The 17,682-nt window shown below is 71.0% G+C and carries 15 protein-coding genes and 1 pseudogene; 6 read left to right on the top strand and 10 right to left on the bottom strand.

Annotated elements, in window-relative coordinates; translation table 11 throughout:
- Positions 1–246: 246 nt before the first annotated feature.
- Together AB0H82_RS33555 and AB0H82_RS33550 are read right to left on the bottom strand one after the other, a co-directional pair.
- On the bottom strand, positions 247–2,271 hold the full coding sequence (locus tag AB0H82_RS33555; RefSeq protein ID WP_362999298.1) for a HAMP domain-containing sensor histidine kinase: 2,025 nt from the start codon (positions 2,269–2,271) through the stop codon (positions 247–249).
- A gap of 295 nt (positions 2,272–2,566) precedes the next feature.
- Positions 2,567–3,280: pseudogene (locus AB0H82_RS33550) on the bottom strand (response regulator transcription factor); the annotation flags it as partial.
- Between the two features lie 177 nt (positions 3,281–3,457).
- On the opposite strand from AB0H82_RS33550, the gene AB0H82_RS33545 reads away from it, so the two are divergent.
- Positions 3,458–4,276, top strand: a complete 819-nt coding sequence (locus tag AB0H82_RS33545) for an alpha/beta fold hydrolase (RefSeq protein ID WP_362999297.1) — start codon at positions 3,458–3,460, stop codon at positions 4,274–4,276.
- 72 nt (positions 4,277–4,348) lie between these two features.
- Here AB0H82_RS33545 and AB0H82_RS33540 read toward each other — a convergent pair whose 3' ends face one another.
- From AB0H82_RS33540 to AB0H82_RS33520, 5 genes are all read right to left on the bottom strand, one after another.
- Positions 4,349–5,158: a glucose 1-dehydrogenase gene (locus tag AB0H82_RS33540; protein WP_362999296.1), complete on the bottom strand. Its 810-nt coding sequence runs from the start codon at positions 5,156–5,158 to the stop codon at positions 4,349–4,351.
- A gap of 4 nt (positions 5,159–5,162) precedes the next feature.
- Positions 5,163–5,693 (bottom strand): cupin domain-containing protein, encoded by a 531-nt coding sequence (locus AB0H82_RS33535; protein ID WP_362999295.1) that lies wholly within the window; start codon positions 5,691–5,693, stop codon positions 5,163–5,165.
- Positions 5,694–5,878: 185 nt separating this feature from the next.
- Positions 5,879–6,784, bottom strand: coding sequence for a sulfotransferase domain-containing protein (locus AB0H82_RS33530; protein WP_362999294.1), 906 nt, complete (start codon positions 6,782–6,784; stop codon positions 5,879–5,881).
- Between the two features lie 70 nt (positions 6,785–6,854).
- Positions 6,855–7,643 (bottom strand): class I SAM-dependent methyltransferase, encoded by a 789-nt coding sequence (locus AB0H82_RS33525; RefSeq protein WP_362999293.1) that lies wholly within the window; start codon positions 7,641–7,643, stop codon positions 6,855–6,857.
- A 115-nt stretch (positions 7,644–7,758) separates the two neighbouring features.
- Positions 7,759–8,316: an adenylyl-sulfate kinase gene (locus AB0H82_RS33520; RefSeq protein ID WP_362999292.1), complete on the bottom strand. Its 558-nt coding sequence runs from the start codon at positions 8,314–8,316 to the stop codon at positions 7,759–7,761.
- A 273-nt stretch (positions 8,317–8,589) separates the two neighbouring features.
- Here AB0H82_RS33520 and AB0H82_RS33515 point away from each other — a divergent pair, with 273 nt between their 5' ends.
- Complete coding sequence (locus AB0H82_RS33515) at positions 8,590–9,489, top strand: LysR family transcriptional regulator (RefSeq protein ID WP_362999291.1); 900 nt, start codon at positions 8,590–8,592, stop codon at positions 9,487–9,489.
- A 59-nt stretch (positions 9,490–9,548) separates the two neighbouring features.
- Here the strand turns inward: AB0H82_RS33515 and AB0H82_RS33510 are convergent, their stop codons facing one another.
- Positions 9,549–11,108 carry an MFS transporter gene (locus AB0H82_RS33510; RefSeq protein ID WP_362999290.1) on the bottom strand — a complete coding sequence of 520 codons (1,560 nt, stop codon included), beginning with the start codon at positions 11,106–11,108 and terminating at the stop codon, positions 9,549–9,551.
- A gap of 94 nt (positions 11,109–11,202) precedes the next feature.
- Complete coding sequence (locus AB0H82_RS33505) at positions 11,203–11,565, bottom strand: nuclear transport factor 2 family protein (RefSeq protein WP_362999289.1); 363 nt, start codon at positions 11,563–11,565, stop codon at positions 11,203–11,205.
- A gap of 285 nt (positions 11,566–11,850) precedes the next feature.
- On the opposite strand from AB0H82_RS33505, the gene AB0H82_RS33500 reads away from it, so the two are divergent.
- The 3 genes from AB0H82_RS33500 (at position 11,851) to AB0H82_RS33490 (ending at position 14,876) form a co-directional block, all read left to right on the top strand.
- On the top strand, positions 11,851–12,213 hold the full coding sequence (locus AB0H82_RS33500) for a hypothetical protein (RefSeq protein ID WP_362999288.1): 363 nt from the start codon (positions 11,851–11,853) through the stop codon (positions 12,211–12,213).
- Positions 12,214–12,345: 132 nt separating this feature from the next.
- Positions 12,346–13,473 carry a phenazine antibiotic biosynthesis protein gene (locus tag AB0H82_RS33495; protein WP_362999287.1) on the top strand — a complete coding sequence of 376 codons (1,128 nt, stop codon included), beginning with the start codon at positions 12,346–12,348 and terminating at the stop codon, positions 13,471–13,473.
- Positions 13,473–14,876: an aldehyde dehydrogenase family protein gene (locus AB0H82_RS33490; RefSeq protein ID WP_362999286.1), complete on the top strand. Its 1,404-nt coding sequence runs from the start codon at positions 13,473–13,475 to the stop codon at positions 14,874–14,876. The genes AB0H82_RS33495 and AB0H82_RS33490 overlap by 1 nt, the downstream gene beginning before the upstream one ends.
- A gap of 51 nt (positions 14,877–14,927) precedes the next feature.
- Here the strand turns inward: AB0H82_RS33490 and AB0H82_RS33485 are convergent, their stop codons facing one another.
- A complete protein-coding gene (locus AB0H82_RS33485) occupies positions 14,928–16,082 on the bottom strand; it encodes a ParB/RepB/Spo0J family partition protein (protein WP_362999285.1) in 1,155 nt (384 codons plus the stop codon).
- Between the two features lie 404 nt (positions 16,083–16,486).
- On the opposite strand from AB0H82_RS33485, the gene AB0H82_RS33480 reads away from it, so the two are divergent.
- A complete protein-coding gene (locus AB0H82_RS33480; protein ID WP_362999284.1) occupies positions 16,487–17,437 on the top strand; it encodes a LysR family transcriptional regulator in 951 nt (316 codons plus the stop codon).
- The last annotated feature ends 245 nt before the right edge of the window (positions 17,438–17,682 follow it).

The following is a 17,682-nucleotide window of genomic DNA, read 5'->3' as shown; positions in this document are numbered from 1 at the left end:
CGCCCGGAGAGCCGTCGGCCCACATGTTAGCGATCTGTTGGTGTGGCCTGATCTGATCACTGCATCGGATCTGGCCCGCCGGTACTCGCGCACAGCGCGTAGCTCGGGGGAGTGTCGCCGCCGCGGCCGGATCCGGGGGCAGAGAAAGCCCCGGTCGGCGGAGGTGACCGACCGGGGCTTTCGCCCTGCCGCTCCCCCTCACCCCTGCCGCTCCCCCTCACCCCTGGCGCGCCCCCTCGGGAACCGCTACTGCCCCGGCAACTGCTGCTCCCCCGGCAGCCGCACCGTGAACAGCGAGCCCTTCCCCGGCACGCTCTCCGCCGACACCGTCCCGTCGTGCGCCTCCACCAGCTTCCGTACGATCGACAGGCCGAGGCCGCTGCCGCCCGTCGCGCGGGTCCGTGACTTGTCGGCGCGCCAGAACCGGTCGAAGACGTGCGGCAGGTCGGCGGGCGCGATGCCGGTGCCCGTGTCGGCGACTTCGATGAGCACCGCGTCGGACGTGGTGCGGCAGCTGATGCGGACGTTGCCGCCCTCCGGGGTGTGGCGGACGGCGTTGGAGACGAGGTTGCCGACCGCCTGGCGCAGCCGCAGCGGGTCGGCCGTCACCCACGGGTCGCCGAACGCGGTGGCCCTGAGCTTCACCCCGGCCGCGTCCGCGCGCGCCTGGTGCGCCGCCGCCACCTGGTCGGCGATCTCTGCGGCGCGCACCGGCTCGCGGTGCAGCCGGAGCGTGCCCGCGTCGGCGGCCGCCAGGTCCTGGAGGTCGTCGACGATGTGCTGGAGCAGCAGGGCCTCTTCGAGGAGCGAGGTGACCAGTTCGGGGTCGGTGTCGACGACGCCGTCCTCCGCCGCCTCCAGCCAGCCGCGGATGTTGGACAGCGGGGTGCGCAGTTCGTGCGCGACGTCGCTCACCATGGCCTTGCGCTGTTCCTCCAGGGCCTTGCGGTGGGCCGCCATGTCGTTGAAGGCGGCGGCCAGTTGGCTGATCTCGCCCGCCGAGCGGGTGACCCGCTCGGGTACCGGCTCGGTCGGCTCGCCCGCCTTCATGCGCCGCGTCGCGGTGGTGAGCGCGCGCAGCGGCCGGGTGAGCCGGGTCGCGGCGAGCGCGGTGACGGCGACCGTGACGGCGAGGACGGCGGCGGCGAGCCCGGCGAGGCGGCTGGTGTTGGCCCGGGAGAGGCTGAAGCCGGGCGTGCTGCGGGTGCCGTCGGAGCTGGTGATGAAGAGCAGTGCGGGCGAGGAGACGTAGGGGCCGAGTTGCTCGCGGCGGGCGGTGTCGACGCAGGATCTGATGGCGGCGTCGGTGGGCTCGCCCGCCTCCCGCTCAATTGCCTCCCGCCCAATTGCCTCCCGCCCACTCGTGTCCGGCTCCGGGTAGGTCGGGGCGAAGACGGGGTCGGGGACGGGGGCGGCCGGGGAGGCGACGGGCGGGGTCTCGCGGGGCGCCACGGGGACCGACGTCGGGGCGGCGCCGATCGGCTTCGGCCCGGGCCGCGCGGTCAGGTCGAGGCTGATCGGTACGGGGGCGAGTCCGCGCCGCTTCATGCAGGCGTCGGAGAGGGAGTTGAGCTTGTCGAGGGCCTTCTGTTCGTGCGCGGTGGGTACGTCGAGCAGGCTCATGCGGCAGCGCGAGTCCATGAATTCGCCGGAGTGGTAGTCGAGTCGGACGAAGGGGCGGCCGCCGGTCCCGGAGACGACTTCGGGGCTCATGCCGAGCTCCGTCAGGCAGGCCGCGCTCCGGTCGGCGGCCTCCTTGAGGGCCGCGCGCTCCTGCTCGGGGAGGCGGTAGGGGCCGACAGCGCGCGGGTCGATGCGATCGACGGCCGTGCCCTCGACGGCCGTACCCTCGTCCGCCGTTCCTTCGTCCACCGTGCCCTCGTCCGCGCGTCCCGGGGCCAGCGTCGCGTCCACGGAGAGGGGGTCGAGCACGGCGGACGCGGTCGGGGGCAGGGCGGTGCGGCGGGCCGCCGAGTCCGCGATGACCTTGCGGTCCTGGGTGGTGAGGGCGATGCGGCGGCCGGTGCTGCGGGACAGTTCGCGTACGGCCTTGTCGGCGCCCCGCCACTGCGGTGCGCTCGCGCCGACGCCGAGGAGCCTGTCGTAGATGCGGGCGTCGTCGGCGAGGACCTGCCCCTGCTCCTGCCGCAGCGCGCCGGACGTGGTCTGCGCCGCGAGCCACGCGGTGGCGGCGATGGAACCGATGGAGACCAGGACGGACACGGCGAGGAGACGCGCCAACAGGCTCTTGCGCAGCGGAACATCACGCACGACGCCGCGCCGCCACCCCGTCGCCGACCGCCCCACCGGTGTCCGGTGCCGCTGCCCCGACGGCTACCGACCCACCGGCGACCGGCGCCGCCACCTCGTCGGCGACCGGCGCCACCAACCCGACGACGGCTGGCCCACCGACGACCGGTACCGGCACCTCGTCGACGACCGGCCCACCCGTGACCGGCGCCACCACCCCGTCGGTGGCCGGCCCACCCGTGGCCACCCCACCGGAGCTCGCACCGCGCCCAGCCACCCCGCCTCCCGTCCCCGCTCCCGCTCCCGCTCCCGCTCCCGTCAGCTTGTACCCCACCCCGAAGACCGTCACCAGCCGATCGGGACGGCGCGGGTCGGATTCGATCTTCTTGCGCAGGTTGAGGACGTGCACGTCGACCGTGCGGGCGGATATGTAGCCGGACGAGCCGTGGATGCGGTCGAGGAGCTGCGGCCGGGTGAAGACCCGGTCCGGCTCCTCCGCCAGTGCGGAGAGCAGGTCGAACTCGCCCGGGGTGCAGTCCACGTGCCGCCCGTCGACCGTCACCTCGTGCCGCAGCGGGTCGACGACGAGGCCGCCGACGCGCAGGATCCGCCGGTCGGCGTCCGGCAGCGGCGGCCGGCTGCCGCCCGCGCGGCGCAGCAGCGTCCGTACCCGGGCCATCAGCTCACGCGGGCTGTACGGCTTGGTGAGGTAGTCGTCGGCGCCCGTGTCGAGGCCCGCGAGCAGGTCGTCCTCGGTGGTGCGGGCGGTCAGCATCAGGATCGGCAGCCGCGCGAGCCCGGGCGGCCCGCCCCCGTCCCCGTCCCGCAGGCGACGGGTCACTTCCAGGCCGTCGGCGCCCGGCATCATCACGTCGAGGATCAGCAGGTCCGGCAGCCGGCGCCGCACCTCGGCGAGGGCGGCGGAACCGTCGTGGACGACGGCGACCGAGTGGCCCTCGCGCTCCAGGTAGCGGCGGACCAGCTCGGCCTGTTTCTCGTCGTCCTCCGCGACCAGGACAAAAGCGCACATGGCGTTGAGGATAGGCATGCCGCGCCCGGTTCGGGCCGGCCGAACGGGATCAGACGGCGGCCTGACAGGATCCTCATAAGTGACCGGCAGACTGGTGCGGCCACGGAAGTACCCCCCTGGCATCGCAGCACCGGGTCACCCGTTGCCCCGCCCGATCCCCCCGCCTAGCCTCCCCGCATGGCAACCGCACAGCTCAACGGGATCACCATCGGCTACGACGACACCGGCAGCAGCGCCGACGGCAACCCCGGCAGCCCCCTCGTGCTCGTCCACGGTCACCCCTTCGACCGCTCCATGTGGACCCCGCAGCGCACCGCTCTCGCCGCGACCCACCGCGTGATCACCCCGGACCTCCGCGGCTACGGAGCTTCCACCCTCGCCCCCGGCGCCAGTGCCGCGGCCCGCACCACCGGCTTCGCCACCTTCGCCGAGGACATCGCCGCCCTCATGGACCATCTGGGCATACGGGAGTTCGCACTCGGCGGGCTCTCCATGGGCGGCCAGATCGTGATGGAGTGCTACCGCCTCTTCCCGGAGCGCATCACCGGGCTCCTCCTCGCGGACACCTTCCCCGCCGCCGAGACCCCGGACGGCAAGGTCTTCCGCAACTCCCTCGCCGACCGCCTCCTCGCCGAGGGCATGAAGGGGTACGCGGACGAGGTGCGGGACAAGATGGTGGCCCCGTACAACACGGAGGCGTCCGCGTACGTCCACCGCATGATGCTCGCCGCCCCGCCCGAGGGAGCGGCCGCCGCCCTGCGCGGCCGGGCCGAACGCCCCGACTACCGCGCCCTGTTGACCCGCGTCGGCGTCCCCTCCCTCGTCGTCGTCGGCCGCGACGACGCGTTCACGCCGGTGGCCGACGCCAAGGCCATGCACTCCGCGCTCCCCGACTCGGTCCTGCACATCGTCGAGTCCGCGGCACACATGCCGAACCTGGAACGCCCCGACGAGTTCAACGCCGCGCTCCGCACATGGCTGGCCCGCATCTCCTGAGAACGGAACCGCACGCGGCCGGTGACGTCTGCCCACGTGTCCGGTGGCGTCCACCCACGCGGCCGGTGGCGTCTACCAGGTCGGGCGCGCCCCCACCCCGCCGTCCACCACCAAGTCCGTCCCCGTGATCCAGGACGCCGCGTCCGAGGCGAGGAACACACAGGCGCTGCCGACGTCCTCGGGCCGCCCGAGCCGTCCGAGCGGCGCCGCCCGGCCCCACCGCGCCACGCCGTCCGGCCAGTCGTCGGCGAGCCCCGGCCGGTCGATGAGGCCGGGCGAGACGCTGTTGACGCGGATGCCGCGCGGCCCGTACTCCAGGGCCGCCGAGCGGGCGAACATGATCAGGGCCGCCTTGGACGCGCTGTAGTGCGCGTGGCCCGGGGCCGGGCTCGACCCCTCGATGGACGCGATGTGGGTGACCGTACCGCCGCCGTCCTGTCCGGCCATGACCTCGGCGGCCGCCTGCGTGCAGCAGAACGCGCTCGTCACGTTCGCCTCGGACAGCTGTCGCCACTCGGCGGCCGTCATGCCGGGAAGTTCCCGCACCGGCTGGATTCCGGCGCTGTTGACCAGCGCGTCCAGGCGCCCGCGCCAGGAGTGCGCCTCCGCGACGAGGCGGTGGCACTCCTCCTCCCGCGTCAGGTCCGCCGATACGGCGACGGCGTCGCCGCCCGCCGCCACGATCCGCCCGACCAGTTCATCGGCCCGCTCCCCGCCCCGCCGGTAGTGCACCACCACCGCGGCCCCCGCCTGCGCGAACCGCAGGGCGACCCCGGCGCCGATGCCTCCACTCGCCCCGGTCACCAGGGCGACGCGCCCGCCCAGCCCGGGCAGCGTCTCGTCACGCACCACCGCGCCACCCACCGAAGCCCCCTCACTCATCCCCTCACGCATCCCCGCCGTCCTCTCCCCGCATCCGCAGCGGCTCCCCGGGGCGGCACAGCTCCCGGATGAGCTCGGCGCGCCCCGGATAGCGGGCACTCAGCTCCGCCGCGTCCCCGCCCTCGTAATCCTCGGGTACGAACCCGGGTGCCATCGTCGTCCCGAAGAGCGCCCAGCCGTACCGCCCGCCGGACCTGACGCGCGCCCCCATCCACGTCCCCGCCGGTACCACCAGCTGCACCTGCCCGCCGGCGCCCAGCACCGCCGTCCGGTCCGTGCCGTCGGGCGCGAGGAGGAGGAGTTCCAGCGCGTCGCCCTCGTAGAAGTGCCAGACCTCGTCGATGGGCAGGCGGTGCAGGGCGGAGAAGTCGCCGGGTGCCGTGGTCAGCAGCGCGACGATCGCCGACCCGGCGGGGCGCCCGGACGCGTCCGGCGGGCCCGCCCAGACACGCCGGAACAGTCCGCCCTCGACGGGCAGCGGGCGCAGCCCGTGCCGTACGGCCACTTCGTCAGCAGTCTCGCCAGTCTCGACCATGGTCGATCGCTCCCCGGACCGGAAGCGTCATAACCGCGGAGCCCGAGACTCCGCTGCTCCTGCGACTGATCCTGCAGCGGGCAGGTGATCCTGCAACGGGGAGGGCCAGGTCACGGATCACGTGACCTGGCCCTCCCCGAACGCACCCGAACGCATCCGAACCCCGCGGGCGCGCGACGTGCGAGCTACCGCGTCGGCGTCGCGTCGTACCCGAAACGGGCCGCCGTCGCGACCAGCCCCGGGTGGGCGAAGCGTTCGGCCAGGTCGCCCTCGCCGATCCACTCGCGCCACTCGCCCACCTGCCCGCGCCGCATGATGCGGGCGTTCTTCGTGGTGTCGCCCTCGCCGGCGGACGCCGCGTCCTCGCGGGCGCGCATCGCCTTGAAGGAGCTGCGTTCGGCCGCCTGTTCGACGACTTCCGGCGGCACCGCGAGCCCCAGCGCCGCGAGCATCGCGGTGATGGCGCCCACGGGGTGCGACTTCAGATCCTCGAAGCGCACGACCGCGAACTTCGAGAACTCCGGCGCCGCCTCCAGCCAGCTCCGGTAGAAGCGGGCCCAGCCGGGGATCGAGGGCTCTCCGTCCCCGAGCCTGACGCGGTCAAGAAAGTCCGGGTACGTCAGCTTCCCGATCATGTCCGCGGCGTCCGGGATCCAGGAGCCGCCGAAGGAGGAGAACCACTTGTACGACGAGTAGATGGTGTCGCGCGGGTCGCGCACCACCAGGATCGCGCTGTTCACCGAGGAGTCGGCGAACACCTCGGGGTAGAAGTGGGTCTTGATGAACCTCTTGGGCACGGCTCCGCTCGCCGCCCTGTCCAGCGCGGCCTGGCTCTTCTCGGAGGTGGCGGCGAGGCGCTGCCGGTAGTAGTCGAGACGGCTCTCCACCGACTGCGCCGCGCCGTCCGCCTCGTCGGGCGACTCGACGTACGGGTCGAGGTAGTCGAAGCCGAGCTCGAACACGATGTTGGCCACGAGTGCCTGGCCGGACCCGGGGTCGCCGGCCACGACGATGTCGTTCTCGCCGAGCAGGCGCGCGCTGCGACGGGCCAGTTCGTCGGGACGCAGCTCCCGGGCGGAGTCCTCGGTCATGTCAGAAATCCTGTCTCTCGGCCTGCTTCTGGGCGCGGCTCTCGGGTTGCTTCTCAGCGCGTGGCTCGGGTCACTTCTTGGCGCGCGCCGCGACCGCCCTGGTCAGGTAGGTGACTTCGAGCTTCTGCGCGTCCGCCAGGCGCTCGCGGATGTAGTCGAGGAACTGCTCGAACTTCGCGTCGCCGAGTTGGACCCGCACGTCGTTCACGGACTGCCACAGGCCGATGTAGTGGTCGATGGTCTGCTCGACGGAGTGGCGGCCCTCCAGCACGACGACGTCGTCGAACCGCGGGCTGGCGTTGAACTTGTCCGACAGCTCCTTGATCATCTGCGGGTGCGCGGAGGTGATCCGCTTGCGCTCGCCCATCAGGCGCTTGAGCTCGTTCTCGATGTCCACGAGCACCGGGTTGACCTCGATCAGCCGCGGGTTGTAGAGCGCGACGAACCAGCCGCCCGGCCGCAGGACCCGGCAGAACTCGGCGGTGCCCACCTCGAAGTCCACCCAGTGGAAGGAGGACGCCATGCTGATGAGGTCGGCCGACCGGTCCGGGAGTCCGGTCTCCTCGCCCTTGCCGGCCCGCCAGGTGATCGAGTAGCCCTCCGAGTCGGAGATGCCCTCGGCGCGCATGTTGTCGTTCGGCTCGACCGCGGTGACCGAGCGGAATCCGCCGTCCGCCACGATGCGGGTCCACAGGCCCGTGCCGGCGCCGACGTCGACGGCGTCGAGCTCGGCGGCCGGCCGGCCCACCAGGCCGATCAGCGCGTCCCGCACCGAGGTCGCGTAACCCTCACGGTACTTCGAGTAGTCCTTCGCCAGGTCGGTGAAATCTCCGTGCTTGAGCTTGGTCGACGTCGTCATGCGGGGCACAGCTCCTTATGTCTACGTGAAAACGAATATCCGCCTGAAAGCGAGAACCGCGAGAACTGCGAGAACGCTCTCAGCTGGAAAAGCGGAGGTTTATGGAATACGCGCGTCACGCCGCCGCGGACGGCACACGCTCCTCGTGCGCGAGTCGAATCATGGTGGCCGCGGCCTTCGGGTCGACGTCGCCGTAGTTGGTGACCACGAGGTCGGGGTGGGTGGGGAACTCGGCGGACTGCCCGATGCCGACCACGTCCTTGGCGTCGTTGCCGCTGTAGACGCCCTTGCTGTCCCGCCGCTTGAGTTCTTCAACGGGCACGTCGAGCAGCACCTCGAAGTAGTCGGGCTGGTTCTCGCGATTGTGCCGCTGCACCTCGTGGAACAGCGAGATGGTCGCGACCACGACGAGGTGCCCCTGTTCGGCGAGGAGCTGGGACAGCCGCGCATAGGTCATGGATGTCTTTATGCGGCTTTCCCGGTCGAAACCGTGGGTCATCATGTCCAGGGCGGTCCGCACCTCGTTGCCGTCCAGCAGGATCGGCTGCCGGCCGCGCTGGACGAGCTGCCGGACCAGCTCACGGGCGACCGTCGTCTTGCCGGCCTCGGCAAGCCCGGTCACCCAGATGACCGCGCCGCCGGAATCGGCGCCTCCAATTCCTGTGGTTCCCATGGATGACTCCCCTCAGTGCACGTACGGTGGCCCGCTCGCTGCGGATGAACTCTTCACAGCCCGACCGCGCTGCTGTAAAGTCCCTCAGAAAATTTTGGCACGCGCATTTGGCATGCATTACTCAGAAAATTCCGAGTATCCCCGTGAAAAAGGCCGCTGACTGGCCGTTGAATGGCCGCTCTTTCATTGCTTTCCGAGCGACCCCGTCAGTATTGTCCCGGCGTTTACCGGGCGTCCAATATCTGTTCGTACTGAAGCCTAGATCGGTCAGTTATGGAGATACGCCAGCTTGAGTACTTCGTCGCTGTCGTGGAGGACGGCAACTTCACCAGAGCCGCGGCCCGGGTCCATGTGACCCAGCCGGGAGTGAGCGCGCAGATCCGCCGCCTCGAACGGGAACTCGGATACGAACTGCTCGACCGGTCCGGGCGCACGGTCCGCCCCACCGCCGTGGGCGAGGCCCTGCTCCCCTATGCCAAGGCCGCGCTGGCGGCGGTACGCAACGCCAGACTCGCCGTCGACCAGGTGGCCGGGCTGCTGCGGGGCCGGGTGAGCGTGGGCATGGTGACGGTGGTGGCGTCGCTGGACGTGCCCGGCATGCTCGCGGAGTTCCAGGCGAGCCATCCGACCGTGGAGATCGCGCTGCGCCAGGGCAGCACCGACGACCTCGTCGACGCGCTCAAGGACGGCGAACTCGACATGGCCTTCCTCGGCATGGCGGTCGAACCGCCGGCTTTTCTGCGGACCGAGGTCGTCCTCGCCGACCCGCTCGTCGCGGTGCTGCGCGCGGACGACGAGTACGCGGACCGGGACTCCGTGCTGCTCAAGGAGCTCGCGTCCCGGCAGCTGATCTCGCTGCCCGGCGACAGCGGTACCCGGCGGCAGCTCGACATCTCCCTGGCCACGGCCGGGATCGACGCGCCCATCGCCTTCTCGGCCAGCGATCCCCAGGTCCTGGTGGACATGGCGGCCCGTGGTTTCGGTGTGGCGATCCTGCCGCGAGGGGCGGTCCGGTCAGCCGGTGAGGACCTCCGGCTGGTGCCGTTCCGCGACCCTGACATGCACGGGCGGCTGTACCTGGCGTGGCCGGACGACCGGACGATCGACCCGGCGGCGCAGGCGGTCATCCAGCATGCGCTCGACCACATCCAGGAACGGGACGGTTCCGGCTGACGAGCGCTCGGCCCCCGGCTCACGGGCACCCGGCTCCATCCGACAAGTGCCCGTCCCCGTCACTTCACCGGCTGCGGCTCCCCGGCTTCGACCCCGGTGTCCCGCGGCGGCGGCTTGGCGGCCAGGAAGTCCTTCGCGCGGATCAGGAAGAAGGAGAACACCGCTCCGACCAGGGCCAGGACACCGGTGATGACCAGCAGGTCGTTCAGCGCCTCGGCGTATCCGGAGTGGAGGGCGGTGGCCACCTGGTCCCGCAGCGGCGCGGGCACCTTCTCGGCGAGGCCGGACACGTCACCGTGTTCGACGGCCGCGGCGATGCCCGGGGCCCTGTCGGCGAGTTCGGGGATTCCCGACAGGTTCCGCATGACGTCGTCGTGCAGCGACGCCGTGAAGATGGAGCCGAGCACCGGGATGCTGGCGGCCATGCCGACCTGGCGGAAGGTGATGTTGATGCCCGACGCCGTGCCCGACCGGTCCGGCGTGACGACGCCGACGGCGGTCGAGGCGAGCGGCGGGTTGACGACGCCGCTGCCGATACCGGCGATGACGAAGCCCGGGATGAGGTGCGTCCAGCTGCTCGACGCGTCGTTGCCCGACATGAGGAGCAGACCGGCGCCGACGAGGAAGAGGCCGGGGCCGATGAGCCACTTCACCGGCACCTTCGCGCTCAGCCGGCCCGCGATGGTCGACGCGACCAGGGCGCACACGCTGATCACGAGCAGCCGCACGCTGGACTCCAGGACGGAGTAGCCGAGGCCGTTCTGCAGGTAGAGCACCAAGTAGAGGAGCATCGCGAACAGCGAGCCGTTCATGGTGAACGCGGCGATGGACCCGCCGACGAACGTCGGCGTACGGAACAGCGACAGGTCGAACAGCGGCTGCTCGGAGCGGAGTTCCACGATCAGGAAGGTGACGAGCAGGACGGCCGCCGCGCCGAGCCACAGCACGACGCCGGTGTTGCCCCACTCGGTCTCACCGGCCCGGATCAGACCGTAGATCAGCGCGACCAGACCACTGGTGAAGAGGACGAAGCCCGGCCAGTCCAGCCGCAGCTTGCGCCGCATCGGCGACTCGTCGACCTGCCACAGCGTCACCGCGATGGCGAGGAGACCGATGGGCACGTTGACGAGGAAGATGCCGCGCCAGCTGATGTTGCTGGCGATCAAACCGCCGAAGACGGGCCCGAGTCCGGTGGCGATGCCCGTCACCGCACCCCAGATGCCGAAGGCGACGCCCCGCTCCTTCCCGGTGAAGTTCCGGGCGAGCAGCGCCAGCGAGGTGGCGTACATGACGGAGCCGCCGATGCCCTGCGCGGCGCGCGACAGGATCAGCATGAGAGGTGTGGAGGAGATCCCGCAGAGCAGCGAGCTGACGGTGAAGACACCGAGGCCCACCAGGAACAGCTTGCGGTAGCCGAAGCGGTCCGCCAGCGAGCCACCGACCAGCAGCATCGCGGCGAGCGTCAACGAGTAGGCGTCGACCACCCATTGCGCGTCGGCGAAGCTGGTGTCGAGTCCGCTCTGGATCTGCGGCAGCACGACGGTGACGATGGTGGCGTCCAGCAGGATCATGAAGGTCGACGCGGAGACGACCACCAACGTCCACCATCGCTTGGCCATGACTGATCTCCCCCACACTTCCTACGGCGTTCTACGCGGCTTACGCGTTGACCGGGCCGACTGCCTGACCGGGCCGGCTGCCTGGTCCGGCTGCTTACTTGGGCTGGATGAACTCGGGCTGGTCGAGGATCCGCAGCCACGAGCCGTCGGGCTGGCGGCGCACCACCTGGGCGCGGGCACCCGTGCCGTCCTTCGGCGGGGTGGACGTGAGCGCGATGTCACCGTTGATCAGAGTCGGAAGGGGCTCCTCCGGCTCGAACTTGGGGTTCCGCGTCATCGCCATCTCCCACAGCTTGCGGATGGCCTCGCGCCCCTGGGTGATCTGCCCGGGCGGGAAGGCGACGACCGCGTCCTCCGCGTAGAGCTCCGCGACGCCGGTCGCATCGCCCTTGTTGGCGCGCTCGACGAACAGACGCGTAATGTCTTCCGGCCGGTAGGCCTTCTCATACTCGGACACAGGGGGGCCTCTCGTTCAGAGCTGATTTCCAGCACCAATAAGCTTGGCCGCGCGGAACTGGCACGTCCAACTCCCCTTACTTCTGGCTACCAGAAGCAACAGATCTGGATCGCGGCCGTCCGGGCGACTGAGGAATTCCTCAGTCGCCACCCCACGCGCTCGCGCCGAGCGAGTCGTACGCTCACTGGCTTCACCCCCTTCCTCTCGCTCCCTCCCACCGAAGACGGAGGCACCCATGACCAGTTACGCAGCGCGCATGCCCAGTCACACCGTGCGAGTGCCCCGATGAGGGTCGACGTCGCCTGGTGGCACCTCGACGGGACGCCCCAGACCATCGAGTCGATGCGTGAGCACCTGCGCGAGAACACGCTGGACCGGTGGACCAAGGTGCCCGGACTGCGTCTGAAGATCTACTTCGCGGACCGCGAGCAGAACCGGTGGGGCGCGATGATGCTCTGGGAGAACGAGCGGCCACCGCTCGACCAGATGCCGCCGAACGCCGCCCTCGCACTGATCGGCCGGCCACCGGACGTCCGCGTCACCTTCGAGGCGGAGGGCACCGTCGAGGGCCTGTACGAACTGGCCACGCTCCAGGCCCTCGGCCCCGCTTTCACGGGACAGAGATCGGAAGAGATGGAACGGTGTTGACATTCCTGAACAACCCCGGCTCCAATGCCCTGGTCATTCCACGGGAAAAAGCGTCGGGCGACCCTTCAAACAACAATCCAGGCAACAATCCAGGCAACAGATGGACGACAAGGCCGGGAGGATAACGACAACATGGCGTCGCACACGTCGAACACGTCGGACACGTCGCATACCTGGGACATTCTCGACCTGCCGCCCGGCGTCCGGCCCGACCCGGACGAATACATCAGAGCCGCGATGGAGTGGCACTTCGGCCCCGAAACCGGCTCTCCCTACTGGCTGGAACGCGCGAAGTCCCTCGACTTCGACCCGCGGTCCGACATCTCCTCGGTGGCCGACCTCGTCCGCTTCCCCAACGTCGCCTCCGAGCTGCGCACCGTCCCCGCCGAGGACCTGATCCCGCGCGGCTACGGCGACAACCCCGACGTACGGGGCGTGTTCGAGAGCGGCGGCACCACGGGCGCCCCCAAGCGGGTCGTCCTCCTCGGGGACTGGCGGAAGCGGCTGCTCCACTGGACCGCAGAGCAGCTCGACGCCCACGGTTTCCCCCGGGGCGCAAACTGGCTGGGAATCGTTCCCAGCGGCCCGCACATCGTCGGCGAGTTCTTCCGGGGTTCGGCAACCACGCACGGCACCCACGGATTCACGCTCGACCTCGACCCGCGCTGGGTGAAGCGGCTGATATCCGCGGGCCGCGGCAGCGAGGCCGACGACTACGCCGAGCACGTCGTCGACCAGGCCGCGGAAGTGCTGCGCTCCCAGAACATCGGCGTCCTCACCGTCACCCCGCCGATCCTGGACCGCATCGCACGCCGCGACGAACTCGTGGAACTCATCAACGAGAAGGTTCGGGCGATCCGTTGGGGCGGCACACAGCTCGACCCCGACTCCCGCCAGGTGTACCGGACGGAGATATTCCCGGACACCGTCTTCTCCGGGAACTACGGCAGCACGATGATCCTGGGCTTCGCCGGGGAGCGGCCGGGGCTCGGCGACGACGACCCCTGCGTCTTCGACACCCTGAGCCCGTACGTCACCTTCTCGGTCGTCGACCCCGAGACGCTCCGGCCGGTCCCCTACGGCGCGCGCGGCCGGGTCGTGGCCAGCCACGTCAGCAAGTCGTTCCTGCTGCCCAACAACCTCGAACGCGACATCGCCACCCGCGTCGAGCCGCTCGACGGCGGCCCCGGCGACTCGGTGGCCGACATCGCGCCCGTCAGCAGGTTCGAGAACGAGGACGTGGTCGAGGGGGTGTACTGATGGCGCCCGAACCGGCCCGGCTGGACGCGTCCGAACCGCTCCTCCTGGACGCGCTCGGACCGCGCGGCGAGTTCCGTGCCAAGAACCGCCAGGTGGTCACCGACGTCACCGGCAGCCCCGCCGCCGAACTGAGCCTCGTACCCCCGCCGTTCGTCAGCCGCACCCTGTCGGCGCTGCGCCGCGCGGAGCCCGCACCGGCCGACGAGCGGGTACGGCGGATCGCGGCCGCCGCCGACCTCTTCGCCACCGGCACCGTCGCGGGGCAGAGCGTGGCGGAGTACTCCCTCCTGGTCAGCCGCGTCGGCGGGGTCCCGATCACGGAGGTCACCTCGGCGGTCGACCGCATCGCCGAACGGCTCCGCGACATCGGCACCGGCCTCGCACAGGCGCGGCCCGCCGGCGCGGTCACCGACTGGCGCGACCCCCTGGCCAGGGCCGGCCGGGCCGCCCACACCCGGCGCGGCCACGTGTTCGCCGTCCACGCGGCCGGCAACCACCCCGGCACCCACAGTCTGTGGCCCGAGGCGCTCGCGCTGGGCTACCGCGTCGCGGTCCGTCCCTCCCGGCGCGAGCCGTTCACCCCGCACCGGCTCGTCACGGCGCTGCGCCTCGCGGGCTTCGGGAACGACGAGATCACGCTGCTCCCCACCGACCACACCGGCGCGGACGCCGTGCTGCGCGGCGCGGACCTCGGCATGGTCTACGGCGGCGAGGACGTCGTCCGCAAGTACGGCGCCGACCCCACCGTCCTGCTCCAGGGGCCGGGCCGCTCCAAAGTCCTGCTGACGGCCGACGTCGACTGGCGCGACCACCTCGACACCCTCGTGGACTCGGTCGCCGGGCGCGGCGGCACGGGCTGCGTCAACGCGACGGCCGTGCTGGTGGAGGGCGATCCGACGCCGCTGTGCGAGGCCCTCGCCGAGCGGCTCTCGGCGCTGCCCAGCCTGCCGCCGGACCACCCGAAGGCCGTGCTTCCCGTCCAACCCGCCGCGGGCGCGCGGGCGATCGCCGAGTACGTGGGGCGCCGCGCCGGTGGCGCCCGGCCCTGGCTCGGCGCCGACGCGGTCGCCGACGAACTGGGCGACGGCAGCGCGGTCCTGCGGCCCGCCGTCCACCAGGTCGACCGCGCCGACGCCCCGCAGCTCGGCGCCGAACTGCCCTTCCCCTGCGTATGGGTGGCACCGTGGCGCCCCGCGGACGGGATCGCCCCGCTGCGCGACAGCCTGGTGCTCACCGCGCTGACGCGGCAGGAAGAGCTGCTCGACCGCCTCCTGGCCGAACCGACCATCGCCAACCTGTACGTCGGCGACCACCCGACCCACTGGATGCGCCCCGGACTGCCGCACGACGGCTATCTCTCCGACTTCCTGATGCGCACGAAGACGGTCGTACGAGACTACTGACGTACGCCATGGGACTACTGACGTACGCCACTGAGGGCACCGAGCCGCGCCTCACCGCGTCGAGGCGCGGCCGTCCACTTCCTGCGCGACGTTGAACCAGACCTCGCCACAGGCCCGCGCCACGCTCGCCACCATGTCGACGCAGTGGGCGGGAACGCTCTCGATGAGCCGGCTCCACTCGTCGGGCGGGAGGGTGGCCGCGTCCAGCAGCCGCAGCAGCAGGCGCCCGGAGTCGGTGAAGCGGATCGAGGGGTCGCGCTTCAGGATCGGGATCAGCTCCGCGGCGGCCGACGGCACGGTGATGCCCGACGCCGCCGGTGCAGTCGGTGCCACCGGGGTCGCCGGGGTCGGCGGGGTCGGCGCGGCGACGGACTCCGCGTCCTCGGGTGGTGCCACGCGTGCCGATACGGCCGATGCGCCGCCGGGATCGGCGGCGACCCGGGCGGGCGCAACGCGCACCGCTCCCACCCGTCCCTGCGCCACCCGGGCCTGGGCGGCCGTGACCGTACCCGCAACCGCCGCCAGATCAGGCAGGTCGGGCAGGTCAGGCAGCCCGGGCAGATGGGGCAGATGGGGCGCCCCCTCGTGGAGCGACCGCTGCTTCGGGAGGCCGGGGCCGGCTTCGTCCTCCTCCAGCCTCCTGCGCACATCGCGTGCGGTGGCGCGGGAGACCCCGGCGGCACCGGCGATCTGCCGCAGCGTCGCGTCGGGGTGGGTCCGGATGAACTCGCCCGTGGCGGCCCGCACCCCGCTGCTGTCGACGGGCCGCGTCCGGCCGTCGCGCCCGATCCGCACCGGCGCGGGCGGCAGGTCGTCGCCGAGCCGGCGCCGGATGCTTCCGACCGTCTTGGGCGAGAGCCCGGCGAACGAGGCGATCATGCGGTCGGACCACTGCGGGTGTGAGTGGATGATCCGCGTCGCCGCGGCGTTGCGGTCGGCGCGGCTCAGCGGCAGACCGTGCGTGGTGTTGGCCTGGACGGCGACGATGAAGACATCCGACTCGTGCCCGTCGAGGAAGCGGACGGCGATCTCCCGCTCACCGCGCAGCACCGTCGCCCGCAGCCGGTGCATCCCGTCGATGACCCGCATCGTCACCCGGTGGACGAGGATGGGCGGCAGGTCCGCGCCGGACTCGGCGAGGACCCGGATGTGGTCGACGTTCTCGCCGACCAGGCGGGGTGAATCGGCCGACCAGAGCTGGTCCACGGGAACACGTTCAATTGGCAGGGAATGCGGCCGTATTTCCCACGGCCGCAGCCCTATTTCCCCGTATATTCCATCTACTCCATCTCTCCCATCTCTTCCATCTGCGACCGTCTCGTCTTCCGCAACTTCTGCCGACTTGCTCGTGTACATGAACCCGTCGCCCCCTGTCAGAGTTCGCGCGAGCGTGGAATAGTTGTTAACTTAAATTACCGCCACCGTACCCCTGTGGGCCACCGCTATAGGTGTCACGCTCGGCCCGTGTGCGCGATTTCCCGTCAAACTTCGCAGAACGCTTGACAGATGCAAGCGACAAAGCCTAACAGGCACATTTCTCGACCAGGACTCAAGCGAAAATCGACCAGAAGTCCCACATATGCTTCTGCCGATTACTAGAATCCCGAGGCATGGAACTCAGGCAGCTCGAATACTTCGTCGCGGTGGCCGAGGAGGAGAACTTCACTCGGGCCGCCGAGCGCGTGCACATCAGCCAGTCCGGAGTGAGCGCCCAGATCAGGCAGTTGGAGCACGACCTCGGGACGTCCCTGTTCGACCGCTCGGGCCGCAGCGTCCGACTCACCCCCGCCGGGGTGGCGGCCCTGCGGCACGCCCGGTCCGCGCTGGCCGCCGTCGACGCCGTCCGCCAGGCGGTCGACGAGGTGAACGGCCTCATCCGCGGCAGGCTCGTCGTCGGCATGGTCACCGCGTGCACGGTCACGCCGCTCTTCGACGCACTGTCCGCGTTCCACCACAGACACCCCGGTGTGGAGATCGTCCTCCTGGAGGACACCTCCGACCGGCTCATCGAGCGGTTGCGCGCGGGCAGCGCCGACATAGCTCTGGTCAGCACCTCCGGCTCCACTCCGCCGGGCCTTGAGGCGTACGAGATCATCCGTGAGCCCCTGGTCGCCGCGATGCCGGTCGGCCACCCGCTCTGCGAGAAGCCCCAGGTCACCCTTGAGGACCTGGCCCAGTACTCGGTGGTGAGCCTGCCCACAGGGGCCGGGGTGCGCAAGGTCTTCGACGACGCGTGCGCGGCGGCGGGCGTCAACATGGAGATCGCGTTCCAGGCCGGCGCGCCCAGCGCGATCGCCGATCTCGCGATCCGCGGTCTGGGCGTCGCGATCCTCTCCGAATCCCTCGTCGCCCAGCACCGCCCACGGCTGACGACCCGCCGGATCGAGGACATCCACACGGAACCGGTCCTCTCGCTGGCCTGGACCGCAGCGGAAAACCCGGCCCTGCGCCAACTGGTCCACCACTGCCGCCACGCCTTCACCCGCCCGACCCCAGCCCTGACCCCGGCCGACACCCCCCAGACGACCGCGATCCCGGAACCGACCCTGTCGGCCCAGTAGCCAGCAGTAAGCCCCCCGCCCCCGTAGCAAAGCAAAAGCCCCAGGTCACGGCGAGTGAGTCCTGGGGCTTCCACAGAGCCGCCTTCGGGATTCGAACCCGAGACCTACGCAATACGAGTTGTCCGATCTTGGCCCTGGGGTGTCCATAAGCATCCGCGAGACAGGTGTCTTCCCTGGTCGAGGTGGTTGTCATCGTTGGGCGGACGAAGGTGGACCGCTCCGGAACGAGCCCTCAGTGAGACCAC

The organism is Streptomyces sp. NPDC050732 (assembly GCF_040654255.1).
Taxonomy (GTDB): Bacteria; Actinomycetota; Actinomycetes; order Streptomycetales; family Streptomycetaceae; genus Streptomyces.
Note: the sequence above shows the minus strand (reverse complement) of the source record. Positions and strands in the feature narration are given on the sequence as shown.